Annotated in this window: 23 protein-coding genes, 1 tRNA gene and 1 riboswitch; of the genes, 5 read left to right on the top strand and 19 right to left on the bottom strand. The window is 68.0% G+C overall.

Annotation, left to right across the window (positions count from 1 at the left end):
* Positions 1-102: 102 nt before the first annotated feature.
* The 5 genes from ACFXHA_RS07580 to ACFXHA_RS07600 all read right to left on the bottom strand — a co-directional run bounded on the left by ACFXHA_RS07580 (position 103) and on the right by ACFXHA_RS07600 (position 4,617).
* Entirely contained in the window at positions 103-1,338 is a 1,236-nt protein-coding gene (locus tag ACFXHA_RS07580) for an FAD-dependent oxidoreductase (RefSeq protein WP_379354057.1), read from the bottom strand.
* 197 nt (positions 1,339-1,535) lie between these two features.
* Positions 1,536-1,608, bottom strand: a tRNA-Arg gene (locus ACFXHA_RS07585).
* Between the two features lie 79 nt (positions 1,609-1,687).
* Positions 1,688-2,071 (bottom strand): DUF5313 family protein, encoded by a 384-nt coding sequence (locus ACFXHA_RS07590; RefSeq protein WP_379354059.1) that lies wholly within the window; start codon positions 2,069-2,071, stop codon positions 1,688-1,690.
* 68 nt (positions 2,072-2,139) lie between these two features.
* Positions 2,140-3,036 (bottom strand): SAM-dependent methyltransferase, encoded by an 897-nt coding sequence (locus ACFXHA_RS07595; protein WP_379354061.1) that lies wholly within the window; start codon positions 3,034-3,036, stop codon positions 2,140-2,142.
* 114 nt (positions 3,037-3,150) lie between these two features.
* Positions 3,151-4,617 carry a flavin-containing monooxygenase gene (locus tag ACFXHA_RS07600; RefSeq protein ID WP_379354063.1) on the bottom strand — a complete coding sequence of 489 codons (1,467 nt, stop codon included), beginning with the start codon at positions 4,615-4,617 and terminating at the stop codon, positions 3,151-3,153.
* Positions 4,618-5,124: 507 nt separating this feature from the next.
* Between ACFXHA_RS07600 and ACFXHA_RS07605 the strand changes: the two genes are divergently transcribed.
* Together ACFXHA_RS07605 and ACFXHA_RS07610 are read left to right on the top strand one after the other, a co-directional pair.
* Positions 5,125-6,762, top strand: a complete 1,638-nt coding sequence (locus tag ACFXHA_RS07605) for a long-chain fatty acid--CoA ligase (RefSeq protein ID WP_379354065.1) — start codon at positions 5,125-5,127, stop codon at positions 6,760-6,762.
* Between the two features lie 31 nt (positions 6,763-6,793).
* Positions 6,794-6,983: riboswitch (cobalamin riboswitch) on the top strand.
* 26 nt (positions 6,984-7,009) lie between these two features.
* The gene (locus tag ACFXHA_RS07610; protein WP_379354066.1) at positions 7,010-8,098 is read left to right on the top strand and encodes a HoxN/HupN/NixA family nickel/cobalt transporter; all 1,089 of its coding nucleotides are present in this window, start codon (positions 7,010-7,012) and stop codon (positions 8,096-8,098) included.
* Here the strand turns inward: ACFXHA_RS07610 and ACFXHA_RS07615 are convergent.
* Together ACFXHA_RS07615 and ACFXHA_RS07620 are read right to left on the bottom strand one after the other, a co-directional pair.
* Positions 8,041-8,880 carry a class I SAM-dependent methyltransferase gene (locus ACFXHA_RS07615; protein ID WP_379354068.1) on the bottom strand — a complete coding sequence of 280 codons (840 nt, stop codon included), beginning with the start codon at positions 8,878-8,880 and terminating at the stop codon, positions 8,041-8,043. The two genes, ACFXHA_RS07610 and ACFXHA_RS07615, sit on opposite strands and share 58 nt — an antisense overlap.
* A 17-nt stretch (positions 8,881-8,897) precedes the next feature.
* Complete coding sequence (locus ACFXHA_RS07620) at positions 8,898-9,497, bottom strand: hypothetical protein (RefSeq protein WP_379354070.1); 600 nt, start codon at positions 9,495-9,497, stop codon at positions 8,898-8,900.
* A gap of 151 nt (positions 9,498-9,648) precedes the next feature.
* Here ACFXHA_RS07620 and ACFXHA_RS07625 point away from each other — a divergent pair, with 151 nt between their 5' ends.
* Positions 9,649-10,554 carry a dienelactone hydrolase family protein gene (locus ACFXHA_RS07625; RefSeq protein WP_379354072.1) on the top strand — a complete coding sequence of 302 codons (906 nt, stop codon included), beginning with the start codon at positions 9,649-9,651 and terminating at the stop codon, positions 10,552-10,554.
* 4 nt (positions 10,555-10,558) lie between these two features.
* Here ACFXHA_RS07625 and ACFXHA_RS07630 read toward each other — a convergent pair whose 3' ends face one another.
* The 4 genes from ACFXHA_RS07630 to ACFXHA_RS07645 all read right to left on the bottom strand — a co-directional run bounded on the left by ACFXHA_RS07630 (position 10,559) and on the right by ACFXHA_RS07645 (position 13,415).
* Positions 10,559-11,032 (bottom strand): NUDIX domain-containing protein, encoded by a 474-nt coding sequence (locus ACFXHA_RS07630; protein WP_379354074.1) that lies wholly within the window; start codon positions 11,030-11,032, stop codon positions 10,559-10,561.
* Between the two features lie 9 nt (positions 11,033-11,041).
* On the bottom strand, positions 11,042-12,028 hold the full coding sequence (locus ACFXHA_RS07635) for a cation diffusion facilitator family transporter (RefSeq protein WP_379354076.1): 987 nt from the start codon (positions 12,026-12,028) through the stop codon (positions 11,042-11,044).
* A gap of 64 nt (positions 12,029-12,092) precedes the next feature.
* Positions 12,093-12,269, bottom strand: coding sequence for a hypothetical protein (locus tag ACFXHA_RS07640; protein ID WP_379354077.1), 177 nt, complete (start codon positions 12,267-12,269; stop codon positions 12,093-12,095).
* A gap of 45 nt (positions 12,270-12,314) precedes the next feature.
* The gene (locus ACFXHA_RS07645) at positions 12,315-13,415 is read right to left on the bottom strand and encodes an aryl-sulfate sulfotransferase (RefSeq protein ID WP_379354079.1); all 1,101 of its coding nucleotides are present in this window, start codon (positions 13,413-13,415) and stop codon (positions 12,315-12,317) included.
* 96 nt (positions 13,416-13,511) lie between these two features.
* Here ACFXHA_RS07645 and ACFXHA_RS07650 point away from each other — a divergent pair, with 96 nt between their 5' ends.
* Positions 13,512-14,102 (top strand): helix-turn-helix domain-containing protein, encoded by a 591-nt coding sequence (locus tag ACFXHA_RS07650; protein WP_379354081.1) that lies wholly within the window; start codon positions 13,512-13,514, stop codon positions 14,100-14,102.
* A 106-nt stretch (positions 14,103-14,208) separates the two neighbouring features.
* Here the strand turns inward: ACFXHA_RS07650 and ACFXHA_RS07655 are convergent, their stop codons facing one another.
* The 5 genes from ACFXHA_RS07655 to ACFXHA_RS07675 all read right to left on the bottom strand — a co-directional run bounded on the left by ACFXHA_RS07655 (position 14,209) and on the right by ACFXHA_RS07675 (position 17,912).
* Positions 14,209-14,865, bottom strand: a complete 657-nt coding sequence (locus ACFXHA_RS07655) for a hypothetical protein (RefSeq protein WP_379354082.1) — start codon at positions 14,863-14,865, stop codon at positions 14,209-14,211.
* A 105-nt stretch (positions 14,866-14,970) separates the two neighbouring features.
* Positions 14,971-15,765, bottom strand: a complete 795-nt coding sequence (locus ACFXHA_RS07660) for an alpha/beta fold hydrolase (RefSeq protein ID WP_379354084.1) — start codon at positions 15,763-15,765, stop codon at positions 14,971-14,973.
* 78 nt (positions 15,766-15,843) lie between these two features.
* Positions 15,844-16,029 carry a 4-oxalocrotonate tautomerase DmpI gene (dmpI, locus tag ACFXHA_RS07665; protein WP_036545806.1) on the bottom strand — a complete coding sequence of 62 codons (186 nt, stop codon included), beginning with the start codon at positions 16,027-16,029 and terminating at the stop codon, positions 15,844-15,846.
* A 119-nt stretch (positions 16,030-16,148) separates the two neighbouring features.
* Positions 16,149-17,042, bottom strand: coding sequence for a LysR substrate-binding domain-containing protein (locus ACFXHA_RS07670; RefSeq protein ID WP_379354086.1), 894 nt, complete (start codon positions 17,040-17,042; stop codon positions 16,149-16,151).
* A gap of 27 nt (positions 17,043-17,069) precedes the next feature.
* Positions 17,070-17,912 (bottom strand): helix-turn-helix transcriptional regulator, encoded by an 843-nt coding sequence (locus ACFXHA_RS07675; protein ID WP_379354088.1) that lies wholly within the window; start codon positions 17,910-17,912, stop codon positions 17,070-17,072.
* Between the two features lie 121 nt (positions 17,913-18,033).
* Here ACFXHA_RS07675 and ACFXHA_RS07680 point away from each other — a divergent pair, with 121 nt between their 5' ends.
* Positions 18,034-18,795: an SDR family oxidoreductase gene (locus ACFXHA_RS07680; RefSeq protein WP_379354090.1), complete on the top strand. Its 762-nt coding sequence runs from the start codon at positions 18,034-18,036 to the stop codon at positions 18,793-18,795.
* On the opposite strand, the gene ACFXHA_RS07685 is transcribed toward ACFXHA_RS07680, so the two are convergent.
* From ACFXHA_RS07685 to ACFXHA_RS07695, 3 genes are read right to left on the bottom strand one after another with little or no spacing between them, the layout of a single operon-like run.
* Complete coding sequence (locus tag ACFXHA_RS07685; protein WP_379354092.1) at positions 18,796-20,664, bottom strand: protein kinase; 1,869 nt, start codon at positions 20,662-20,664, stop codon at positions 18,796-18,798.
* Positions 20,665-20,709: 45 nt separating this feature from the next.
* Positions 20,710-23,205: an Hsp70 family protein gene (locus tag ACFXHA_RS07690; RefSeq protein ID WP_379354094.1), complete on the bottom strand. Its 2,496-nt coding sequence runs from the start codon at positions 23,203-23,205 to the stop codon at positions 20,710-20,712.
* Positions 23,202-23,588 carry a hypothetical protein gene (locus ACFXHA_RS07695; protein ID WP_379354095.1) on the bottom strand — a complete coding sequence of 129 codons (387 nt, stop codon included), beginning with the start codon at positions 23,586-23,588 and terminating at the stop codon, positions 23,202-23,204. The genes ACFXHA_RS07690 and ACFXHA_RS07695 overlap by 4 nt, the downstream gene beginning before the upstream one ends.
* Positions 23,589-23,613 lie beyond the last annotated feature (25 nt).

Consider the following 23,613-nt stretch of genomic DNA (forward strand, 5'->3'; position numbering starts at 1 on the left):
GCGTTGCCACACCCGCGTTGGGCTGCATTAGATCACGCAGAAATGGTCAGCGGACCAGTTTCTGAAATGATAGTGAGTCAGTTCAAATATTCGTTCAGCGACCTATTCGCCGGGGTTCACGGTGACGGTTCGGTCCCAGTCGATGACGTGCCGGTGGGTGGCACGGAACATCTCCTCCGGAGCGGGGAGGGCCGGTTGGCCGGCCGACTTGCCTTCCGCCTTGGCCTTGTTCGCACCACGGGCGCCGGCGGCGATCGCCTCCACCCGCGGGCGGCGCAGTTGCTCGTAGGCGGTGAAAGCGTCGGCGATCGGGAGGTCACGCAGGCAACGGGCGAGTTCGACGGCGCTTTCGATGGCCAGCGAGGCACCCTGGCCGGAACTGGACGACGGGGCGTGCGCGGAGTCACCCACCAGCACGATCCGGCCGCGGTGCCAGGTCGGCACTGACGGCATCAGTTCCATCGGACCGACCACGGTCAGATCCTCCGGCGCGGTGTGGTCGAGCAGGTTTTCGCCCGGCACGTGGCCCGCGTACAACTCCCGCAGCCGGGTCAGCCATTCGGCGTTGGAGATTTCGTTGGTTTCAGCCGAGGTCAAGGGTTCGGTTCGGGGCAGGCTGGCGAACCAGGCGATATTGGCGTCCGCATTGGTGGGGTCCGGGTCGTCCTGCCCACCGCGGCCGACACCGACCACGGCGCCGGCGGGGATCTGGTAGTAGCCGACGAAGGTGCGACCGAAGGCGAAGTACATCATCCCCTCCTTCGTCGCCACGCCACTGCCGCGCGCGATGCCGCCGAAGCTCAGCACACCGCCGTATTCGGGTCCCGGCGCCTCCGGGTCGATGAGAGTGCGCACGGTGGAACGGATTCCGTCGGCACCGATCAGGATGTCGGCGGTCGCGGTGCTGCCGTCGGCGAAAGTCGCGGTCACCGCCTCCGCGGTTTCGGCGACCGACACCACCTTCTTGTCGTACTCGAACCGCACCCCGGCCGCCGCCGCGTGGTCGGCCAGCGCCCGGAACAGATCCGCGCGGGCCATGACTTTCGTCGCAGGCAGATCGGGGAAGCCCGCGAACTCGGTGAAGATATTGCCGTTGGCATCACCGAAGATCGACCCGGGCATGTCGATCCCGATCGTGTCGAGAACACCGTCGGCCCCGATGATCCGCAACGCCTGCTGCCCATTGGGAGCCAGACTCAACCCGGCCCCGACGCCATCCGCAGCCACCGGATACCGCTCGTACACGGTGGCCGCGATCCCCGCTTTGCGCAGTGCCAGCGCAATCACCGACCCGGCTACACCGCCGCCGATCACCAATGCTGTTGTCGCCTTGCTCATTTGCCGCTCCTAGCGCTCCATCTGAAGCGATAGTAGCCACGAAACTAGTCTCAACGCAACTAGAACGCTGAAACAGTTCGAGCCGGCGCAGCACTCATCCAGAACCTGGTTTCAGGGAGTGTGGCGAAGTCGCCGAATTATCCGAAGCCACAACCGAATTCCGCCACCTCGGCCTGGGCGAATGATGGTCCGAAATGTGCCCTCGGCAGGATTCGAACCTGCGACACCCGCTTTAGGAGAGCGGTGCTCTATCCCCTGAGCTACGAGGGCTGGTCGGGGTGACCGGCGTGGTCGTCGGGGAGTCTACCCGGAGGTGGGGCTGGGGGCCGCATCCGTGCGGGTGCGCCGGTCAGTGGGGGTGGTTGGCGGTGTAGCGGGCGCGTTCGACGGGGGTGGCGTGCAGGATGCCGGGGGCGTCGAGGGTGACGGGGAGGTGGTGCTGGGCCAGGCGGTGGGCGCGGTTGGGAGCCATGTAGGCGGCGCAGTAGAAGAGGGCGAGGATCAGGGCGAGGGCGGTCATGGCGAGGCGGATCCAGAAGGGGCCGGGGAAGGCCAGCAGGAAGGCCGCGAAGAGAGGGAGGAAGGGGACCATGCCTCGGGCGAGATGCCTTGCGTAGGCGTGTTTTCCGGTCAGGTCGCGAAGGACCCAGTCCTGCAGGTCGAGGGGCATGGGGCGGCCCACGGTGTAGCCGAGCCATTCAGGGAAGGTGGGGCGGGGGCGTTGGCGGATCATGTATTCAGCTTGCGCCCACCGCGATCTCGCAGGTAGCAGGCAATTTTCTAGGCGTCCATAGATTCGACCTATGGACGCTTGGTCGCGACGGCGATGATGTAGTCGGCCCACGGGCCCCAGACGATCAGGCCGGGACGGCTGAAAGTGGCGCGCAGCACCGGATTCACGCGGCGCATGTCGGGATCGCGCAGCCGCTTGCTCAGGTGGCGGGCGAGCGGGCGGTAGACGTCGCGGCGGATCGAGTAGGTGGTGACCTCGTCGAACCCGGCCTCGGACAGGGCCTTTCGATACCGGCGCAGGTCGTAGACATTGCGCTCCCCCGCCCGGTCCGAGGCGCGCATCACCATTTCGTTGACCGTGTTCGGGCGCAGCGTGATATCGGCCGTGACCAGTCGCCCGCCCGGTTGCAACACCCGGTACGCCTCGGCGAAAAACCGTTCGTGCGAAGGGAAATGGAAGGCCGACTCCAGTGCGGTGACCTTGGTGCAGGAGGCGTCGGCACGCGGCAGGTCGATGGCCGAGCCGTATTCGAAGCGGATGCGGTCGGACAGGCCGAGATCGGCGGCGCGACGGGTGGCGATCTCGATCTGCTCGGTCGCGATGTTCATGCCGATGATCTCCTTCGGCCCGAATTCGGTGGCCCACAGGAAATCCTGGTCGCCGTAACCGAATCCGACGTCCAGCTGGATGTCGTCGGGGCCGAGGTCGGCCTCGCGGGCGACCAGCCGGGCCAGGTCGCGGCTGGCCTCGTCGAGAGTGGCGGGGTTCGCGCGCCAGTAGCCGAGGTTGATGAAGAGCGAATCCTCGCCGAAGAGATTCTGCGGGCCGACGATGTCGTAGACGCGGCCGACCCGTTCACCGGCGGGGAGGAAGGGGACGCGCGCCCATTCCCCGCATTCGCGGGCCCAGCGGGCGGCGCGTTGCGGCAGGGATTCGACGGGGATGGCAGCGGTGGTCAGCGTCATTGAGACCCTCCGGGCTGGATGCCAGCACTGCCGCCTGTGTCTCAGACGATCTCACGCTGGACTGTCAACAGTCTCAGACAGTTGGGCCGGGTAGTCAAGGCCGCATCCAACCCCCTATCGCCGGGTGGCTTGCCCCTCGTCGAAGTCATCCGCCGCGAATGCCTTTGTCTTCCAACGGAACAGCACCGTCGCACCCGGCCAGTTGTTGGTGATCCGCCCCGAGGCGTTGCGATACCAGCTCGAGCAGAAGTTCCACGGCGTGTCCTTCAACCGCCGCTGCAGCCAGTCGTCCCACTCCCGCTCGACCTCCGGGCGCGCGGCCAGGAACCGGCCCGGCCGGACCGCCAGATACTCGATCACCTGCCGGATATAGCGGGCCTGCGATTCCAGCATGTAGATGATCGAGCCCGACCCCACATTGGTGTTCGGCCCGTACATCATGAACAGGTTCGGGAAGCCGGGCACCGACATGCCGAGGAAGGCGCGCGCGCCCTGCGTCCACTCGTCGGCCAGCTTGCGGCCTTGCAGCCCATAGATGTTCATGGGCGCCAGGAATTCGGTGCCCTTGAATCCGGTCCCGTAGACGATCACATCGACCGCGTGCTCGACACCGTCGGCGGTGCGGATGCCGGTGGGCGTCACCGCCTCGATGGCCGCGGTCTCCACCCGCACATTGTCCCGGGCCAGCGCCGGGAAGTACTCGTTGGAGAACAGTCCGCGCTTGCAACCGGCCGCGTAGTCGGGAGTCAGCTTGGCGCGCAACGCGTCATCCGGAATCTGCTTGGCCCGATGCCGATCGGCGATGGCGATCACCGGCGTCTTGATGGCCGGGACATCGGTCAGCGCCAGCGCCATCACCTCGAAGAAGGCCCAGATGGCGAACCGTTCGGCCAGCCGGGTGCCCGGCACGTGCTTGAACATGGCGTGATGCAGCGGGGTGTACTCGGTATCGAACTTGGGCAGCACCCAGGCGGCCGAACGCTGGAACAGGGTCAGCTGCTCGACCTGCGGCTGGATGGCCGGAATGTATTGGATGGCACTGGCTCCCGTGCCGATGCAGGCGACCCGCTTCCCGGTGAGATCGACCGAGTGGTCCCATTCGGCCGAGTGGAATGCCGCGCCGGTGAAGGTGTCGATGCCGGGCAGGTTGGGCAGGGCCGGGCGGGACAGCTGCCCGACCGCGGGGATGAGGACGTCGGCGAGGTGGGTGACGCCGTCGGCGGTGCGGACGCGCCAGATGCCGCCCTGCTCATCGAATTCCGCGTCGACGACCTCGCTGCCGAAGTGGATGTGCGCCGGCAGGTCGTGCTTCTCGGCGACCGTGCGCATGTAGGCGTGGATGTCGGCCTGGTGCGAGAACCGGCGCGGCCAATCGGATTTCGGCTCGAACGACCACGAGTACAGCGGCGACGGCACATCGCAGGCAGCCCCCGGATAGGTGTTCTCCCGCCACACGCCGCCGAGGTCCGCGGCCTTCTCCAGGATGGTGAAGTTGGTCAGGCCGTGCCGCCGCAATTCCAGGGCCAGGCCCAGTCCGGCGAACCCGGCACCGATGATCAGGATGGACGGCTCTCGCTGCATATCCCCAACGTTAGAGGCCGTTCTCGCTGGTCACGAAGACATCGCCGGTCAGTCAATCGGTATTTTCGGCCACGTCTTGTGAGCAAGCGCACGCTCACCTAGCTCACACCTCACTGTCCGAGCCAGTGAGTAGGGTCTGACCTGCGACGCTGTCCCCGACTGGACAACCCGGTGTCACACTCAATATATTCACGGAAGTTCTTGCTCCAATTTGCTTGTCCTGGTTAGTGATTGGCTATTCTGCGCAGCCGCAGGGGGTTGCGTCAGCACGTCGACGCCGATCAGGACCGCGGAGCCGGCTGGTCGTCGTGTTGGGCGGCGGCGGGTCGGCACGAGCTGCGGGTGGCGGAGGTGGGGTCCGCCGCCCGCAGCTCGAATATTTCCGCACCATCCGAACAATCTCCGCGCTCCACCGGGGGCCCGACCCCGCGTGTCCGAATTCGGCTAGGCTCGCCGCAAGTGACTCAGTTCACTCCCCAGTAGGTACGTGCAAGGAGCGGTTGGGAAATGTTGAGCACCATGCAGGACGAGCAGCTGTCACTCGCGACGCTGCTGCGCTACGCCTCCACCTTCCAGGGCGACAGCCATGTCTCCACCTGGACCGGCGACGGCGTACGCACCCAGACCTATCGTGAGATCGGCCAGGATGCGGCCCGCCTCGCCAATGCCCTGCGTGACCTGGGCATCGGCGTCGGCGATCGGGTCGGCACGTTCATGTGGAACAACAACGAGCACATGGTCGCCTATATCGCGGTGCCCGCGATGGGCGCGGTGCTGCACGCACTGAACATCCGGTTGTTCCCCGAGCAGCTGGTGTACGTGGCCAACCACGCCGAGGACCAGGTGGTCATCGTGGACGGCTCGCTGGTACCGATGTTCAACCAGTACCTGCCGAATCTGAAGACCGTGCGCCACGTCATCGTCGCCAACGGGGATGTCGCGACCGTGACCGCGCCCGAGGGCGTCACCGTGCACGCGTACACAGAACTGCTTGCCGCGCAATCGGACAGCTACGACTTCCCGGTCATCGACGAGCGGTCGGCCGCGGGCATGTGCTACACCTCCGGCACCACCGGCGACCCCAAGGGCGTCGTCTACTCGCACCGCTCCAACTGGCTGCACGCCATGCAGGTGATCTCCCCCAACGGCATGGGCTTCACCGCCGCCGACACCGTGCTGGCCATCGTGCCGCTGTTCCACGCCAACGCCTGGGGCATCCCGTACGCGGCGCTCATGTCGGGCGCGAATGTGCTCATGCCCGACCGCTTCCTGCAGCCCGCCCCGCTGCTGCAGATGATGGAGCAGGAGAAGCCGACCTTCGCGGCGGCCGTGCCCACCATCTGGGGTGGCGTGCTGGCGGCCCTGCAGGCGCAGCCGCAAGACATTTCGTACCTGCGCACCTGCGTGGTCGGCGGTGCGGCGGTGCCGCCGTCGATGATGCGGGCCTTCGAAGAGCAGCACCACGTCAAGCTGCTGCACGCGTGGGGCATGACCGAGACCTCCCCGCTCGGTTCGGTCGGCCACCCGCCGGCCGGGGCCGAAGGCGAAGAGGCGTGGGCCTACCGCTACACGCAGGGCCGATTCCCGGCCGGGGTGCAGGCGCGACTGGTCGGCGATGACGGCAGCGTGCTCCCGAACGACGGAGAAGCGCTGGGCGAGCTCGAGGTTCGCGGGCCCTGGATCACCGGGTCCTACTACTCCCCCACCGGCGCCGAGGTCGATCCGGACAAGTTCGACGACGGCTGGCTGCGCACCGGCGATGTCGGCAAGATCAGCCCCAACGGCTATCTGACCCTGGTGGACCGCTCCAAGGACGTGATCAAGTCCGGCGGCGAATGGATCTCGTCGGTGGACCTGGAGAACGCGGTGGTCGGGCATCCGGCGGTCGCCGAGGCCGCGGTCATCGGCATCCCGGACGCGAAGTGGGACGAGCGTCCGCTGGTCGCGGTCGTGCTGGTGGCAGGCTCCGAGGCGAAACCCGAAGAGCTGCGCGACTTCCTGGCGCCCAAGTTCGCCAAGTGGCAGCTGCCGGAGCACTGGGCCTTCATCGAGGAGGTCCCCAAGACCAGCGTCGGCAAGTTCGACAAGAAGCGGCTGCGCGCCCAACACGCCGACGGCACGCTGACCGTCATCACGCTGGGCTGAACCCGGATATCCGCAATGCCACGGCGGCCCTTAGTGTGAGGGCCGCCGTGGTGTTCGGGAAGCCGGTGTAATTCCGGCACGGCCCTCGCCACTGTGATCGGTTAGTCGGTGCGTCGTCCTGTCCTCGCGGGCAGGGGTCACGGGATTTCGGTCCCGGAAGACCAGGCGCGCCGGTGTTCGACCCGTCAGCCAGGAGACCGGCCACGGCACCGTTGAACCGTTCCACGAGGTGCTGGAAGGCTGCTCTGTGTCTGTACCCAACCCTGTTCCCACCCTGCGCTGGGAACGCCGCGACTGGATCCGCACCGGCGGACTGCTCGCGACCATCGCCGTCATGCACGTGGTGGCGTTCGGGATTCTGTTCGCACTGGTGCTGCCCGGGCACTACACGGTCGGCACCCAGGTGTTCGGGGTCGGGCTGGGCGTCACCGCCTACACGCTCGGCATGCGGCACGCCTTCGACGCCGACCACATCGCCGCCATCGACAACACCACCCGCAAGCTGATGGCGGACGGGAAACGTCCGGTGTCGGTGGGCTTCTGGTTCGCGCTCGGGCACTCGACCGTGGTGGTGCTGCTGGCGGTCGGCATCGCGGCCGGGGCGCGGTTCGCGACCACGCTGGCCGATGACGACTCCGCGACCCGCAAGGATCTCGGCCTGGTCGCCACGCTCAGCTCGGGCAGCTTCCTGTATCTGATCGCGGCGTTGAACCTGGTGGCGCTGGCCGGGATCTGGCGGGTGTTCAAGGCCATGCGGGCCGGGCAGTTCGATGAACACGAGCTCGAAAAGCACCTGGACAGCCGGGGTTTCATCAATCGGATCCTGGGACGGCTGACCAAGTCCATCACCCGGCCGGGACAGATGTATCCGATCGGGCTGCTGTTCGGGATCGGCTTCGACACCGCCACCGAGGTGACGCTGATGGTGATGGCCGGGTCCGGTGCGGCCGCGGGGCTGCCCTGGTACGCGATCATCTGCCTGCCGCTGCTGTTCGCCTCCGGCATGAGCCTGTTCGACACGCTCGACGGCACCTTCATGAATTTCGCCTACCACTGGGCGTTCTCGAATCCGGTGCGCAAGGTGTACTACAACCTCACCATCACCGGGCTGTCGATCGCGGTGGCGTTCCTCATCGGCACCATCGAACTGGTCGGTGTGCTGCACGCCAAGCTGGATCTCACCGACCCGATCACCGGGTGGATCTCCGGCATCGATCTGAACAATGTGGGATTCGTGATCGTCGGACTGTTCGTGGCGGTGTGGGCGATCGCGTTGATCTACTGGCGACTCGCGAAGGTCGAGTCCCGCTGGTCATTGACCGCCGAAAGGCCGTAGAGGACCGGGATGATCGGGGCCGGCGGCGGCAGCTTCCACCAGCCGTCGGGGGTCTGGACCATGCCGGGCCAGCGCGGCCACGGCAGCGTCTCGGATTCGGTGAGACCGGTGATGCGCAGACCGGCGGCCAGTAGCGCGTTGACGACCTCGCCGAGACCGTGCCGCCATTCGTAGGCGGTGGTGTCGGTGGTGAGGTCGGGGCCGTCGGTGTAGGTGTGGACGCTGTCACGGCGTTGCGCGCCCCGGCCGGACAGGTAATCGTCGTGCAGCAGTAGCTGATCCGGGTCCACGCCCGGCGGCGGGGTCGGGCCCAGGGCGTGCAGCAGCGGATGGAATTCGACCAGGTAGAGCAGGCCGCCCGGGCGCAGGAGATCGGCGATCACCTGTGCCCAGCCGGTCAGGTCGGGCAGGTAGCAGAGTGCGCCCTTGCCGGTGTAGATGATGTCGAAATCCCTGCCGGGCAGGGCCGTTCGCGCGTCGTAGACGTCCGCGCACACGTATTCGACCGTGCCCCCGGCCAATTCGCGGGCGTGTTTGATCGACTCCGCCGAGAAGTCCAGGCCGACCGCGCGGGCCCCGCGCCGCGCGAATTCGACCGTCTCCGTGCCCAGATGGCATTGCAGGTGCAGGATGTCGCGGCCGCGCAGCTCGCCGAGGGCCTCCCATTCGAAAGGGGCGAACCAGTAGCTCGCATCCCGGTCCCGGTAGAACCGGCTGGCGGCGTGAATTCCCGCGCGGGCGTCCCAGTTTCGCCTGTTCACCGATAGTGGATCGATGGTCACGCCGCCATCGTAGGGGGTCAGAACAGGGACTGGGTCTCGGCGGCGATGACGAAGCCGTGGCCGTCCACGGTGCAGCGGACGCCGGAGGTCATGGATTCGCAGATCACCCCGCGCACGCCGATGGTCTGGCCGTACTCGAGCACCTTGCCGCCGCCCTCGTGGAAGCCGGGCGCGGTCGAGCCGTCGATCGGCGGTCCGACGAAGACGCCCTGGTTCAGGCAGATGAATTGCGGCTTGCCGTTCTGGACGGCGGCGGCCACCTCGTGGGCGGGATTGTTGGCGCAGCTCAGGCCCGCCGGGATCACGGTGGCGTTCTTCAACTGGCAGCCGACGGTGTTGAGATTGTCCACGTAGATACCGCATTTGATGTTCTGGCTGGGCGACTGGAAGTAGTAGTGGCCCTGCTGCTCGAAGTCGCGGGCGTCCACGTTCACATCGTCGCGGTTGGGCAGGGTGGTGGCCTTGGCCTGCGTGGTGGGCGGGGTGCCCTGCGCAGGCTGTGTGACCTGGGCCGACTGAGTCGTCGGGGCGGCTCCGGGCGTACTGGTGGCCGGGTCGCACCCTGCCAGAGCACCGACCAGCAGGACAGCCGCGGCCGCGGTGAGCAACGCTCGCATGATCACATCGCTTTCAGTTCGGTTATGCCACAGGAACATTCGTGCGACCCGCAGAAATTGTTAATCGGCGCAGGTGAACAGTCGGCGGCTCGAGCATATCCACAGCGTTTTGGCCGAGACCGGGCCGGAGGTGCGGCCTAGGCTGAGGGCCATGACGCCGCTGCAGCGCTATATCGCGGAGGAAATCGCCACCGATCATGTGGAGGGGCTGCTCAGCCGCCGGGAAGCGTTGCGGCGGTTGGGGCTGATGGGGATCGGGACACCGGCGGCGGTGGCGCTGCTGGCGGCGTGCGGGGAGTCGGCGAAACAGGCCACGCCGAGTACGACGGCGGCGGCCGCGTCGTCTTCGGCTCCGCCGCCCGGGAAGTCGACGGCATTGCCGTCCACGGCGATCACCCTGCCCGGCCCCGACGGTCGCACCTTGCAGGCCGCGTGGGCGGAGGCGGCCACGCCCAAGGGCGGCGTGCTGGTGATCCACGAGAACAAGGGGCTCACCGACCACATCCGTTCCATCACCGGCCGTTTCGCGGGCGTCGGCTACTCCGCGCTGGCCGTCGACCTACTCTCCGAGGAGGGCGGCACCGCCATCTTCACCGATGACGCCGCCGCGACCGCCGCACTGAGCAAGATCCCCAACGACCGCTTCGTCGCCGACCTGCGCGCCGGCCTGGCCGAACTCGGTCGCCGCACCCCCGGAAAGAAGCTGGGCGCCACCGGCTTCTGCTTCGGCGGCGGCCTCACCTGGCTACTGCTCACCTCCGCCACCCCGGAAATCGCCGCCGCCACCCCGTTCTACGGCCCCTTCCCCGACGGCGGCCAATTCACCGGTTCCAAGGCCGCGGTCCTGGCCGTCTACGGCGCCCTCGACACCCGCGTCGACGCCACCCGAGCCGCCGCCGAATCCGCCCTCGATCAAGCGGGCCTCCCCCACGACACCTACGTCGCCGACAACGCCGACCACGCCTTCTTCAACGACACCGGCGCCCGCTACCAGCCGACCGCCGCCGCCGAAGCCTGGAAGCGCGTAATCGACTGGTACGGGCGCTACCTCGTCTGAGCGACTAACCCAGCCATGGAGTCTGCCGCTGCTCCCGATGATGCTCCAGCCGCAGCCGAACCGTCGGGTGCACCGGCAACCCCGCCAACTCCTCCAGCGAAATGAACCGAACCTCGGTGGACTCGTGCGAGACCCGGATCTCACCACCCACCGCCCGGCCGTTGTAGACGACGGCGAACTCCTGCCGGACTTCCCCGTCCGAGTACTCGATAACGTGCTCCGGATCGGTGTAAATGCCGAGCAGACCGGTGATCTCGATATCCAGCCCGGTCTCCTCGAAGGTCTCCCGGATCACGCACTGCTCGAGGGTCTCCCCGACTTCCATGATCCCGCCGGGCAGCGACCAATTCCCCGAGTCACCACGCCGCTGCATCAGCACCCGACCGAGCTCGTCCACGACCAGCGCTGACCCACCCGGTTTCAGCGAATTCGGCTTGGGCGCGTTCGGGTCCCGGTAGTAGTCACGCCTCGAGCCCATGGCTGCAGTTCAATTCGTGCTGATGGTTTTGCGGTGGACCGGGCCGTGGGGTTCGGCGCAGTGGGGTTCGTGGTCGTGGTCGTCTTCGGGGCATTCGTCGTGGTCGGTGAAGTCGACCTGGAGGACGGCGTGGTCGATGTGGTGTTTGTCGGCGAGCATGTGGGCTACCGAGGCGCGGACGGCTTGGCTGTCGGCGCCGGGGGCGACCAGGATGTGTGCGGAGAGGGACGGGACGCCGGAGGTGATTTCCCAGATGTGGAGGTCGTGGACCTCGACCACCGAGTCGACGTCGGCCATTTCGCGGCCGATCTCGATCGGGTCGAGGTAGGCGGGTGCGGCCTCTAGGAAGATTCGGCCCGAGGCGCGGACCAGGCCGACGCCGGCCTTCACCATGAGCACCACCACGATCAGGGTTGCGATGCCGTCGGCGCGGGCGAAACCGGTGAGCATGATGATCAGACCGGCGATGGCCGTGGCGATGAAGGCGAACAGGTCGTTGAGGATGTGCTGGTACGCGCCCTCGACATTGAGACTGGTCCGGTTGGCGCGGCTGATCATCCAGCTGGCCAGCACGTTCACCACGATGCCGATCAGGGCGGTGACCAGCACCAGGCCGCCGGTCACGTCGGGCGGGTCGATGAGGCGACGGATCGCCTCGTAGGTGAGCCAGGCCGCCAGGCCCAGCAGGGTCAGGCCGTTGGCCTGGGCGGAAAGAATCTCGGCGCGCTTCCAGCCGTAGGTCATGCGACCCTCGGCGGGCCTGGCGGCCAGCCGGATCGCCCACAGCGCCAACACGATCGAGGCCGCGTCGGTCAACATGTGCGCGGCGTCGGACAGCAGCGCCAGTGATCCCGCGACGAGGCCGACCACGACCTCACCGAGCAGGAACACCACGATCACCGCCAGCGCGCCGCCCAGCCAGCGCTTATCGCTGTCCGCGGTCGCACCGTGCGAGTGCCCGTGATCGTGTCCGTGCTCGTGCGTATGCCCGCCCATAACCCTCCTTGGTAGTGCCCGACGAACACCATATGCATGAATCGCTATGTATGCAATATTCAGCCTAGGAAAGATCCCGGAAGGTCATGAGGAACCCCGCACAGGCAATCAGGAACAGCGCTGTAAAGCCGATCGCCCGCAGCCACAGCCAGGGCCAGTCCCGGACCCACAGTCCGGTGAGCATGACCCCGACCAGCATCAACGCCCCGTAGAGCGGCGTCCGCTGCGGATGGCGACCCATATGTCCTGCATACGCCTGTTTGGATGATCAGTCATGCGCGCCGCGCTACAGCCAGGGGATCTCCTCGGCGGCATACCGGTAGGCGCGGAAGATGGCATTGGAGACGCCCGGGAAGACCGCGGCCGTATCGGCATCCGGGTACTCGGTGAACGACGGCACCACGTACTCCCAGACGATCCGCCGCTCCCGGGTCACCTCGAAGATCCGCCCGAACGCCGCCTCGGTGATGAGTGTGTTGCCGTTCGCCAGCCGTTGCGCCCCGCCCATGTACGGGGTGAAGAACGCCTCACGCGGCGAATCCTGGTAGGTCCACACGGGTTCGCCGGTGGCCAGGTCGATCTCGAGGACGCGGCTGTAGGTCACCGATTCGCCGGTGCGGAAGGTGCCGTTGTCCAGCAACAGGATTCGGCCGTCGCCGACCGGGGTGGCGTGATGCTGCTGCGCGACCGTGCCGCGATCGGCGAGCAGCCGGTATTCGCCGGTGCCACGGTCGATCACGATGACCGCCGACACGCTGCGCAGGCTCGCCACCACGGTGTTCGCGTCGAGCGGGTACACGCTGTTGATGAGCGGCCAGTGTTCGCGCCAGTAATGCGGTTGCAGCACAGCGTCTTCCGGGTCGAGATGGACGGCGGCCTGCCACTCCCACAGCAGGGTGCCGTCGGCGGCCACCTCGCGGATGACATCGGCCCACACCACACCGTCCGCCTCACTGCCCGGGACACCGCCGCGAATACGAGCCGCCGCCGCGCCGGTCAGCGGTTCGACCGCGGTGTAGAGGATGCGCCCGTCGTCGTAGTGGTGGGCGTCGTGATGCTGCAGGTCGTCGCGGTGTTCGGCGAGCAGGGTGCCGTCGGGGGCGTACTTGCCCAGTGAACCGCCGCTGTACTTGCGCCACATGGGGAACAGCACGCCCGCCGCCAGGGTCGCGCCGTTGTAGGCCAGGCTGCCGTCGGGCAGCAGCCGGGCGTGCCGGCCGGGACGGTGGGGCAACTGCCAGCGGTGCACGCTCTCCCCGGCCAGATCGACCAGGTCGACGCGGCCGTTCCCGGCCAGCGGCGCGTACAACGTGTAGCCGGGAAAGGCCAGCTCCGGGTCGCTGTCGATGAGTCCGATGCCCCGGCGCTTGAGGGTGTTCTGCTCCACTGTTCCTCCAAATATTCAGACTCACTGAATATTCAGTAGATTGGAGCCGGGCTGAAGGTTTCCAATCGGCTCGAGGCAAATCCGGAAAGGTGCGCAATGGCTGACTCTCATGACCGCTGGCGGCGACTCGGGCAGGTCGTGCACACCCGGCGGCTCGACTCCGGACTGACCCTGGCGCGGCTGGCCGAAATGACCGAGCTGTCACAGTCTTTCCTGAGTCAGTTCGAGAACGGGCACAGCAATTCGAGCCTGCGCTCCTTGCAGCGCATCGCGGATGCGTTGGGCTGCACCGCGACCGAGCTGCTCGCCGACGCCGACGAGGCGCCGCGCTCACCGGTGGTGCGGGCCGGAGACGATACCCGGCTGCCGCAATCCGGGGCCGCCGACGGGTCGGTGCGTTCGCTCGTGCACGGCGAACGGGATCTGCGCGCGCTGGAATTCACCGGCGGCGCGGCGCACGGCGAACGCGAATTCACCCACGCCAACGATGAATTGATCTATGTGGTGCGCGGCGCGATCAGTGTGGTGGCGGATGGCACCGAGCACGAGCTGGCGGCCGGGGACACCTTCTACTGCGCGGGCGGGGTCGCCCATCGCTGGTGGGCGCACACGCCGCAGACCACGACACTGCTCGTGTCGGTCGCCGACACGCTGGCGATCCGTCGCCGCCCGCATCGAAAAGCCTAGAATCGCAAGGGTGGACCCAATTCTCAGCACTATCGGCGTTGTCGTGGTCGTCGGCCTGGCGGGGGCCGCCTATGCGGCGTTCCTGGTGCTACGCGGCCGCAAGTAGTCAGTTGGCGACCACCGGCCAGGGATAGAAGGCCAGGTGGATGAGCAGGACCACGAGTCCGGCCAGCAGGATCGCCGCGACCGGGTGTGCGCGGCGCTCCAGATAGCCGACGGTGCGAAACAGTGTGGGGAACGGGACATCTCGGCTGAAGAACATGGCCAGGATGCTCGGCACGATCACCCACATGAGCGCGATCAGACCGTAGAGCACGTACGCGCCCAGATACGAGTGCGGATGCATGCCTCGATCGGCCGCGGCGAACAGCACCCCGAAGACGTAGGTCCCGACGGCCGCCAGTAGGTAGCCCGCACCCAGCAGCGTGATCCGCGAATCCGCCTTCATCACACGGCCGTTCACGGTGAGGGTGCGGCCCCCGACGGTTTGCACGACCGGTTCGGGCGCGGTGGCCAGTTGCGGCACCGCGTAATAGGCGAGCAGCACGATCACCGCGACCACGATCAGCCGGACCCACGAGTGCTGGGTCTCCAGGTGCCCGACCGTATTGGAGATGGTCGGCCAACTCGCCAACTTGAACACCGAAGCGAGTTCGGACACGGCGATCGCCAGCCCCGCGAGGCCCCACATGCAATAGCCCCAGAATTCCACCGAGCGTCCCGCCGCCGTCGGTACGGCGTCGCTGCCGACATCCTCTGTCATACTGCCGGTTTATCACCAAAAACTGGCTCTACCTGCATGCATACCCAGTCGATATCGGGTTGGAACTGCCCCGAAATCTCTTGGTACCGGATGGTCGGTCTTGGGTCAGTTCCGGTCGAAGAACGCCGCGATCGCCTTGGTGAAACCGGCCCCGTCCTCGAGCGGCAGCGCGTGCCCGGCCTCGAACTCGAGGTACTCGGCGGCGGGAATGACATCGGCGACCTCGCGCTGCTCGGCGATCGGAACGACCTGATCGTAGGCGCTGCCCAGTACCAGCGTGCGGGCGGCGATGCGGGGCAACAGGTCCCGGATATCGACCGAGCGGTCCGCGGCGACCTGGACCGCCTGACGCGGATCGAGCAGACCGGCGAAGGCGGCCACGGTTTGCTCGAAAACTTCGGTGCTCCACCCGGAGAGGGTTTCCGGGCGCAGCACCGTCAACGGCAGCAGCCGGGCGAGGGCGTCGAGATCGGTGCGCAGCAGGTGCTGCCACAGGTCGAACAGTGCGGCCGCGCGGGTCCCGGTGACCGCCCAGGGTGCATGCAGCACAAGGGATTCCACCCGATCGGGGTGGCGAGCCGCCAGCGTGGCCGCGGTCACCGCGCCCAGGGAATGCCCGGCCAGCTGGAAGGTGGTCAGCCCGGCATGGTCGGCGGCGGCCAGCACCTGCGCGGCCAGGTCGTCCACGGTCACCGCGTCGGGTGCGGTGGTGGCTCCGGCGCCGGCGTAGTTGGGGGCCACCACGGTGAAGCGTTCGCTCAGCTCGGCGGTCAACTCCGCCCAGTTGGCCTCGGCATGGGCGAAGGTGCCGTGCACCAGCACCACGCCGGGACCGGTTCCGGTGACCAGGTATTCGACGGTGCTGGGGCCATTGCTCAGGGTGACGGGTGCGAAAGGCATGGGAGTTCCGTTCTCGACAGGTCGGTGGCCGACAGCGTGACTGCCCGGTCTGGCAGTCCGCTGTCAGGCGAGGACCGGCTACTTGCCGTCCGCGGTGAGGCGGCCGGCGGTGCCCCAGCTGTCGGCGGGGGTCTCGTGGATCCAGACCTGCACGGCCTCGGCCGGGATCTGGTAGGCGTCGACGAAGGCGTCGGTAATGCGGCGCACCAGGTCGCGCTTCAGTTCGACGGTGCGGGGACCCTGCTGCACGGTGACGATGGGCATGATGCTTCTCCTCGGTGAAAACTGCTGGGATATCGGCCGTTTCGGCGGCCTGAGAACAGTTCACCGGAATTCCGCGCCCCGACCAATGGGCAGGTCGCGAGCGCAGCGATAAGCGATCCTTATCGTGAAGTGGGCTCGACCAGCAGCGCCCCGAGCAGACGCAGATTCGGCGAGGCGGCATCCGCGCGCACCGCCAGCGCGATGGGCAGACTCATTCCCGGATCCGCGAACGGCCGGAAGGCGACACGTGAGTTGTGCACCTGCCGGGCATTCGACTCGTAGACCACCGTCCACATGGGTGAGCCCGCACCGATGGCGGCCAGCGTGTCCTGCAGTGTCGTGGAGGTGGGCGCGGGCGTCGGCTCGAAACCCGCACGCACACAGGCGTTCAGCACCAGATCCACCAGGGCGGGATGGTTGCGCCGCTCGGTCAGCCGCAGCGGGATCGGGCCCAGATCGGTCAGCTGGACCGAATCCTGTTGCGCCAGCGGGTGTTTAGCCGGAAGCGCCACGACCAGCGGATCATCCCAGGCGGGCAGGAAATCCAGCTCCGGACTCTCGTCGGGTTCCGGTGAGCGCACGAACGCCGCGTCGAGCCGCCCGTCGGCCACCTGCGCCAGCCGATCCCGCACCGGCACCGCCACCAGTTCGACCTGCACCTGCGGCGCTTGCTCGGCGAAGGCATCCAGCACCGCGTCCAAGCGCTCGCCCAACCCGGTCACCGTCCCGAGCCGGAACAGCTCGGCTCGTCCACCGGCAAGGTCGGCCACACTCGCCCGCGCCTGATCCGCCGCCGCCAGCACCGCCCGCGCCGCGGGCAGGAACCGCAATCCCGCCTCGGTCAACCGCACTCGTCGCGGCGACCGGTCCAGCAACTGCACTCGCAGGTCCCGTTCCAACCGCTGTACCTGCTGGCTGACCGCGGGCTGCGCGATATGCAACCGCGCGGCGGCTCGGCCGAAGTGCAGCTCCTCGGCAACGGTCACGAAATACCGCAACTGACGCAATTCCACAGATGCATCCAAACATCACGGCCACGCTCACACGCTGACGGAGTGCCGTTCCGCCAGGCGCGACAGGGCCGCGGCGGCCGGAGAGCCGGGTGGGGCGGTGTAGACGACCAGGAGTTGGTCGGGATCGCCTGGGAGCAGCAGGGTTTCGTAGCCGAGGTCGAGGGGGCCGACCTCGGGGTGGTGGATCAGCTTGGCGCCGAAGGTTTTTTCCTTGATCGGGTGGGCGGCCCAGTGGCGGCGGAAGGCCGGGCTGCGGGAGGTGAGTTCCTCGACCAGGGCGGCGGTCTCCGGGTCGGCCGGGTGCAGGCCCGCGTCGCGGCGGAGGTAGGCGACGGTTTCGGCCGCCACCGCCTCCCAGTCCGGGTAGAAGGTGGGGGCGGCGGGTTCCAGGAACAGGTAGCGGGCCTGGTTGCGTTCGGCGTCGGGGACGCGGGAGAAGCCGGAAACCAAGTCGCCCATGGCGTTCCAGGCCAGCACGTCCATGCGACGGCCGAGGATGAAGGCGGGGGCGGTGAGAGCGTCGAGGATGAGGCGGGCACCCGGGCGGAGGGTGTCGCGGTAGACGCCGGTGGTCGTGGTGGGGTGGGCGTCGACGGTGCCGTTCGGGCGGGCCAGGGCGTAGAGGTGCAGGCGTTCGGGATCGGTCAGGCGCAGTGCGCGGGCGACCGCGTCGAGCACCGCGTCCGAGACATGTTTGCCGCGGCCCTGTTCCAGGCGGATGTAGTAGTCGACGCTGACGCCGGCCAGTTGCGCCACCTCCTCGCGGCGCAGGCCCGGGACCCGGCGGCGGCCGTATTCGCGCAGGCCCGCGTCCTCGGGACGGATGCGGGAGCGGCGGGAGCGGAGGAAATCGCCGAGGTCGGTCTGCATGGCAACCAGCCTACGAAACCATCCTGGTACTGCCAGACCCAGGAAAACCGGTGCCCTCGCTGGGCCCTTCGCGCGCTTGCAGGATGAGTTCACAAGCAACACAGCGAAGGAGCTTTCGGACATGAGCTACGAGAACCTGACCGGCCGGACCGCCGTCATCGCCGGAGCCGCCAGCGGCATGGGCGAGGCCACCGCACTGCTGCTGGCCCGCAACGGGGCCCGGGTGGCGCTGCTGGCCCGGCGGGCCGACCGGCTGGAGACCCTGGCCGCCAAGATCGAGGCGGAGGGCGGGACCGCGCTGGCGGTCACCGTGGACGTCACCGATTCCGCGAGCGTCACCGCGGCCGCCGAGGCCGTGCACGCGGCGTTCGGGCCGGTGGATCTGGTGGTGAACTCGGCGGGCGTGATGCTGCCCAACCCGATCACCGACGGTCGTGAGGACGAGTGGACCCGGATGCTGGAGACCAATGTGGGTGGGCGGCTGCGCATGATCCGCGCCTTCGTCCCCGACCTGCTGGCCGCGGCCGACGCGGGCCGCAGCGCCGACCTGGTCAATATCTCCTCGATCGGCGCGCACGTGCCGTTCCCCAGCTACGCGGTGTACGGGGCGACGCAGGCGGCGATCACCCAGTTGTCGGCGACCCTGCGTACCGAACTCGGTCCGCGCAAGGTCCGGGTCACCAATATCGAGCCCGGCCTGACCGACACCGAGCTCGGCAACCACGTCGACAATGCCGAACTCAGCGGCCAATTGGACGGCATGTTCCAGTTCATGGAGTCGCTGCAGCCCGAGGACATCGCCGACCTCATCGCCTACACCACCAGTCGCCCGGCGCGCGTGAACCTGCGTCAGGCGATCATCCTGCCGACCCAGCAGGCGTGATCAGCCGCCGGTCTCACCGGAGGCGACGTGCACGCCGTGGCCGGAGTTGTCGCGAATGATATTGCCGCGCAGGGTCGGGGCGGCGTGCCGGGTGATGCGGACGGCCGCCTCCCGGATTCCCGTGAGCTGGTTCTCCTCGAACAGGCCGCCGGTGTGTTCGCCGTCCATCAGGATGCCGATGCTGCCGCCGCGAATCGTATTGTGCCGCAAGGTCGGGGCGGCACCGTACTTGACGACGACGGCCACGGTGTCGCCATGCGCGTGCACGATATTTCGCTCGAGCAGGCCACCGGTCGTCTCGTCGGCGATGTAGACGATCCCGAACGGGCTGCCCATCACGCCTTCCGGACGGCCGTTGCGCCGCTGGTCGGGATCGTGAATGGTATTGCCCACCACGGTCGGACGGGCACCGGATTCGATACACACCGCCGGCCAGTCGGTATCGCTCGCGCCGTCGCCGAAGTGGATGGTATTGCTGTCGAACAATCCGGTGGCACCCTCGGTGATCCGGATGCCGATGTAGTCGCCCGTCCGAATGGTGTTGGCGCGCAAGGTCGGATTCGCGCCGCTGCGCACGACGACGGGCACCGTCGCCCGCTTGCGCCAATTGTCGGTGCCGTGGATCTCGTTGCGTTCGAACGTCCCTCGGCCGCCGTCGAAGACGGAGATGCCGCTGCCGCCGCCGCGGATCACGCAGTCCCGGACGGTCGGGTCGCCGCCGTCGTGCACGGACACGCACGCGCCCTGACCGTCCTGCACGATGGTCAGCGATTCGAGCGTGCCACCCGCGACGGTGCAGGTGATGGTGTCGCGGTCCCCGGCACTGATCACCACCGCGTCGCGCGGACCGGAAGTCGTCAGCCGCAACACTTTGTCGAGGGTCAGCGCTTCGCGGTACACACCCGGTGAGATCAGGATCGTGTCGCCGGGTGCGGCGGCGGTGATCGCCGCCGAGATCGTCGGCAGCGGGCCGGCCGGGTCGACGAGGTGGACGGCGGGCCCGGTGTTGAGCACGGTCACCGGCGGGGCCGGTGCGGTGAAGGCGGCGGCGGCCGCGGCGGCGAGTTCCTCGCAGGTGCGGTAGCGATCCGCGGGATTCTTGGCCAGTGCCCGGGCGATCACCGCGTCCAACGCCGCCGGGAGCACCGGGTTGGCGGCGCGGGCGGACGGCACCGGCTGATACATGTGCGCGTAGATGAGCTGCGCGATCCCGGTGTCGTCGAACGGCCTGCGCCCGGTGAGGATGTGGAACAGTGTGCAGCCCAGCGAGTAGATGTCGCTGGCCCGATCACCGGACGTGGTGCCGTCCAGTCGTTCCGGTGCCGAGTAGTGGAAGCTGGCCAGGACGTCGCCCTTCTGGGTGAGCGAGGAACTCTCCTCCACCGACTTGGCGATCCCGAAATCGGTGAGCACCACCCGTTCCCGTGGACCCGAGGTCAGCAAGATGTTGGCGGGCTTCACATCCCGGTGCAGGACGCGCGCGTCATGGGCGCAGTCCAGGGCGTCGGCCGTCGCGGTGAGGATGCGCAGGGCGCGGCCGGGATCGAGCGGGCCGTGATTCAGCGCCCGCTCGACGTCGGTGCCGTCGACGAATCCCATGGCGATCCACAGCCGTCCGTGCTCCTCCCCGCGCGCATGCACCGTCACGATATTGGGGTGGTCGAGCCGGGCGACGATATCGGCCTCGCGCAGGAAGCGCGCCCGCAACTCGGCGTCGCGACCGGCCTGCTCGGTCAGCACCTTGAGCGCGACATGGCGCGGCAGCGTGCGGTCGTGGGCGAGGAACACCTCGCCCATGCCGCCCGCACCCAGCCACCGGACTATGCGGAACCCGGCAAATATTCCGCCGGGTCCGATTCCGGGCCTCACCGCACAACCTCCTACTGGCTCAGCCGAATTCGACGGTTCCCGCGCTCAGGCGCTGCGAATCGTACTGAAGGGGTCCGGCTCGACGGGCGGCTCCTCGAACAGCTGGCGCAGCCGGGCGTTGATCACCCGCAAGCGGGTGATCTCGCGGGCCCGCACCGCCGCGTGCCCCTCCTCGATCAGCTGGTCCGCCTGCCGCAGGTCGATCATCTCGTTGCGGTCGCGGGCGAAGCTCTCGAAGATGATGATCGGCAATTCGCCGGTGTGATCGAGGATTTGCCGCCACAGGTAGTGCAGTTCGGCGGTGCGCTGGCGCAGCAGGTCGGCCGCGCGGCTCTCGATCGCGTCCCGCACCTGAACCTCGAGCTGGTCGAACTGGCGGCGGAAGACCTCGTCGCCCAGTTCGGTGACCGCCCGCCGGACATAGCCGACGGTCTCCTTGGCCCGCACCACCAGACTCGGCCACTGCAGTTCGTCCTCGGCCTCGTCGATGGCGGCCCGCAGGTCACGCAGCCGCTGCTGGGCGGCGAGCGCCGCGTCCGGATCCGCGGCGGCGGCCTCGACCAGCTGCTGGGTGTCGAGGACGGTGTTCTCGTCGTCGATGCGGGCCAGCAGCACACCGGAATTCACGGTGCCGATATCGCCGTGGCGCTTCTTGACCTCGGCCAGCCGCTGCAGTTCCCGCTCGGTCTGGCGGCGCAGGTCGGCGACGTCGGGCAGGGTCTCGGTGTGCAGGTCGATGACGTTCTCGAATTCGGCGTCGAGATACGGAATGTAGGCGCGCGCCACCATGATCCGGGACGCGTCGATCTCCAGCGTCACCTCGATCTCGCTGCCCTCCGGGATGCTGCGCTCGATCTGGTCGGCGGTGATGTCGAGGCGGCCGATGGTGCTGTTGCGGTCGCCGCGAGCGTGTTCGCCCTCCAGCACCGGGATGCGGATCAGGCCGGTCTTGCCGCCGCCGTGATGCACCGCCGTGGTCGTCCGCAGCCGTTTGCGCGCGCGAGCGGGCAGCGGGGTGTTGCGGTCGATCAGGCGCACGGTGGTGTTGTCGGCCAGCCCGACACTGAGCGAATGGATCAGCGGCGGTTGGGTTTCCACCGCGCCGATGGTGTAGGTCAGCGTGTTCGGGGTGAGGTCGCGACGTCGGCCGCTGGTGTCGACGAGCTCGATCTCGAAGGTGTTCGCGGCGCCCGGCTGCGCCCACAGCGTGGTGCTGAACACGCCGTTGTCGGCGACCGCGACCTTGCCGCTGCGCCACGGCGGCCGCGCCCCCGGGTTGACCAGCTCGACGGTGAGCCCGGTGGGCGCGCTGCCGTCCGCGGCGGCGATGCGGCCGATGACCAGCGGTTCCGGATCTGGGCCCGCGGGCGCGTACTCCAGCTGGACGGTGAAGCCGCCCGGTGCGGCCACCGGTGCTTCCCCGCCCGGAATGCGCTGTGTCCCAGCGAAGATCGCGGCGCCACGGGCGACCACGGTCATCGGATCCTGGCTGAAGTCCAGCGGGATGCCCAGCCCGCGCTCGGGATGGGCGAGATGCTCGCGCAGGTACGGCGACAGGGTCGGGCCGCCCACCAGAATCAGCTTGGCGATGTCACCGGCCCCGAGCCGCGCCTCCTCGAGCGCCTTGCGGCAGAGGTTCACCGAACGCGTGAGCAGCGGCTCGGCCAGCCGTTCCACATCGGCGCGCTGCAGCTCGTAATAGAACTCGAAGCGCTGGCGGCCGGTGCCGTCGTCCAGATCGATTTCGATATCGGCCGACGAACCGCGCGACAGCGCGATCTTCGCCTTCTCGGCATTGAGCTTCAGCTTGTTGACCACCGGCCGCCAGCGCGCGGAGCCGCGGGACAGATCGGGCAGCCCGAATTCGTCGCGCACCGCGGGGATGAGCAGTTCCTCGACGATGAGCCAGTCGATCAGCTTGCCGCCCAGATGATTGTCGCCGCGGTGATTGAGCACCGTGAACTCGCCGTCGCGCAACTGGATGACCGCGGCGTCGAAGGTGCCGCCGCCGAAGTCGTAGACCAGCCAGCGGGCGTTCTCGTCGGCGGACTGGAAACCGTAGGCCAGCGCGGCGGCGGTGGGTTCCTGCAGCAGCGGCGCGAAGCGCAGGCCCGCGGCCTCGGCCGCGATCCGGGTGGCCTCGCAGGAACTCATATCGAAGGCGGCCGGCACGGTGACGACGGCCGCCTCGATGTCCTCGTCCAGGCGCTGCGCCACATCGGCGCGCAGGGATTTGAGCACCTCCGCCGACAGCTGCGGCGGGGTGAGTTCGCGGCCGCTGGCCTCGAACCGGACCTTCTCCTGGGCGGTGCCCATGCGCAGCTTGAATTCCGCGGCGGTGTTGTCCGGGTCGGATTCGCTGCGCTCCTTGGCGGCCCGCCCGACCCGCAGCTTGTCGCGTTTGTCGATCCAGACGGCCGAGGGGGTGGTGTCGGCGTCCTCGTTGTTCTTGATCACCTCGGCCTCGACGCCGCGCAGCACGGCGACGGCGGAGTTGGTGGTGCCCAGGTCGATACCGAAGTCGATGGTCGTACGGCTCATCGCAGCACCTCCGAAACAGCCTGTCCGGTCCCATTTTCCGGCACGGCGACGATGATCTGGCCGCGCTGCGAGAGCTGGCCGTCGATGTACACGGTCGGGGTGATGGTCTCGGAGACCATCTCACACGTGACCGCCTGCGAGGGCGCGAACGCCACCACCTCCACCGACTGGCCGGCGTCGAAGCGATCACCGGTGTGACTCTGCACCACCACCCCGGCATCGGTGAGCGCCTGCGAGAGTGAGTTCACCTGCCGCGTGATGGATTTCAGCAGTTTGACGGGATCCTCGACGAGGCCCTCCGAATCTGTGCCCAGCTTGTCGCTCAACCGCCAGACACCGGTGGCGAGATCCACCAGCAGTGGGTGGAAATCCTTGTCCTGCATGCTTTTCGCTCTCCCCTTGCCAGTC

The sequence above is a fragment of the Nocardia sp. NPDC059240 genome, from assembly GCF_042753865.1.
Classification (GTDB): Bacteria; Actinomycetota; Actinomycetes; order Mycobacteriales; family Mycobacteriaceae; genus Nocardia.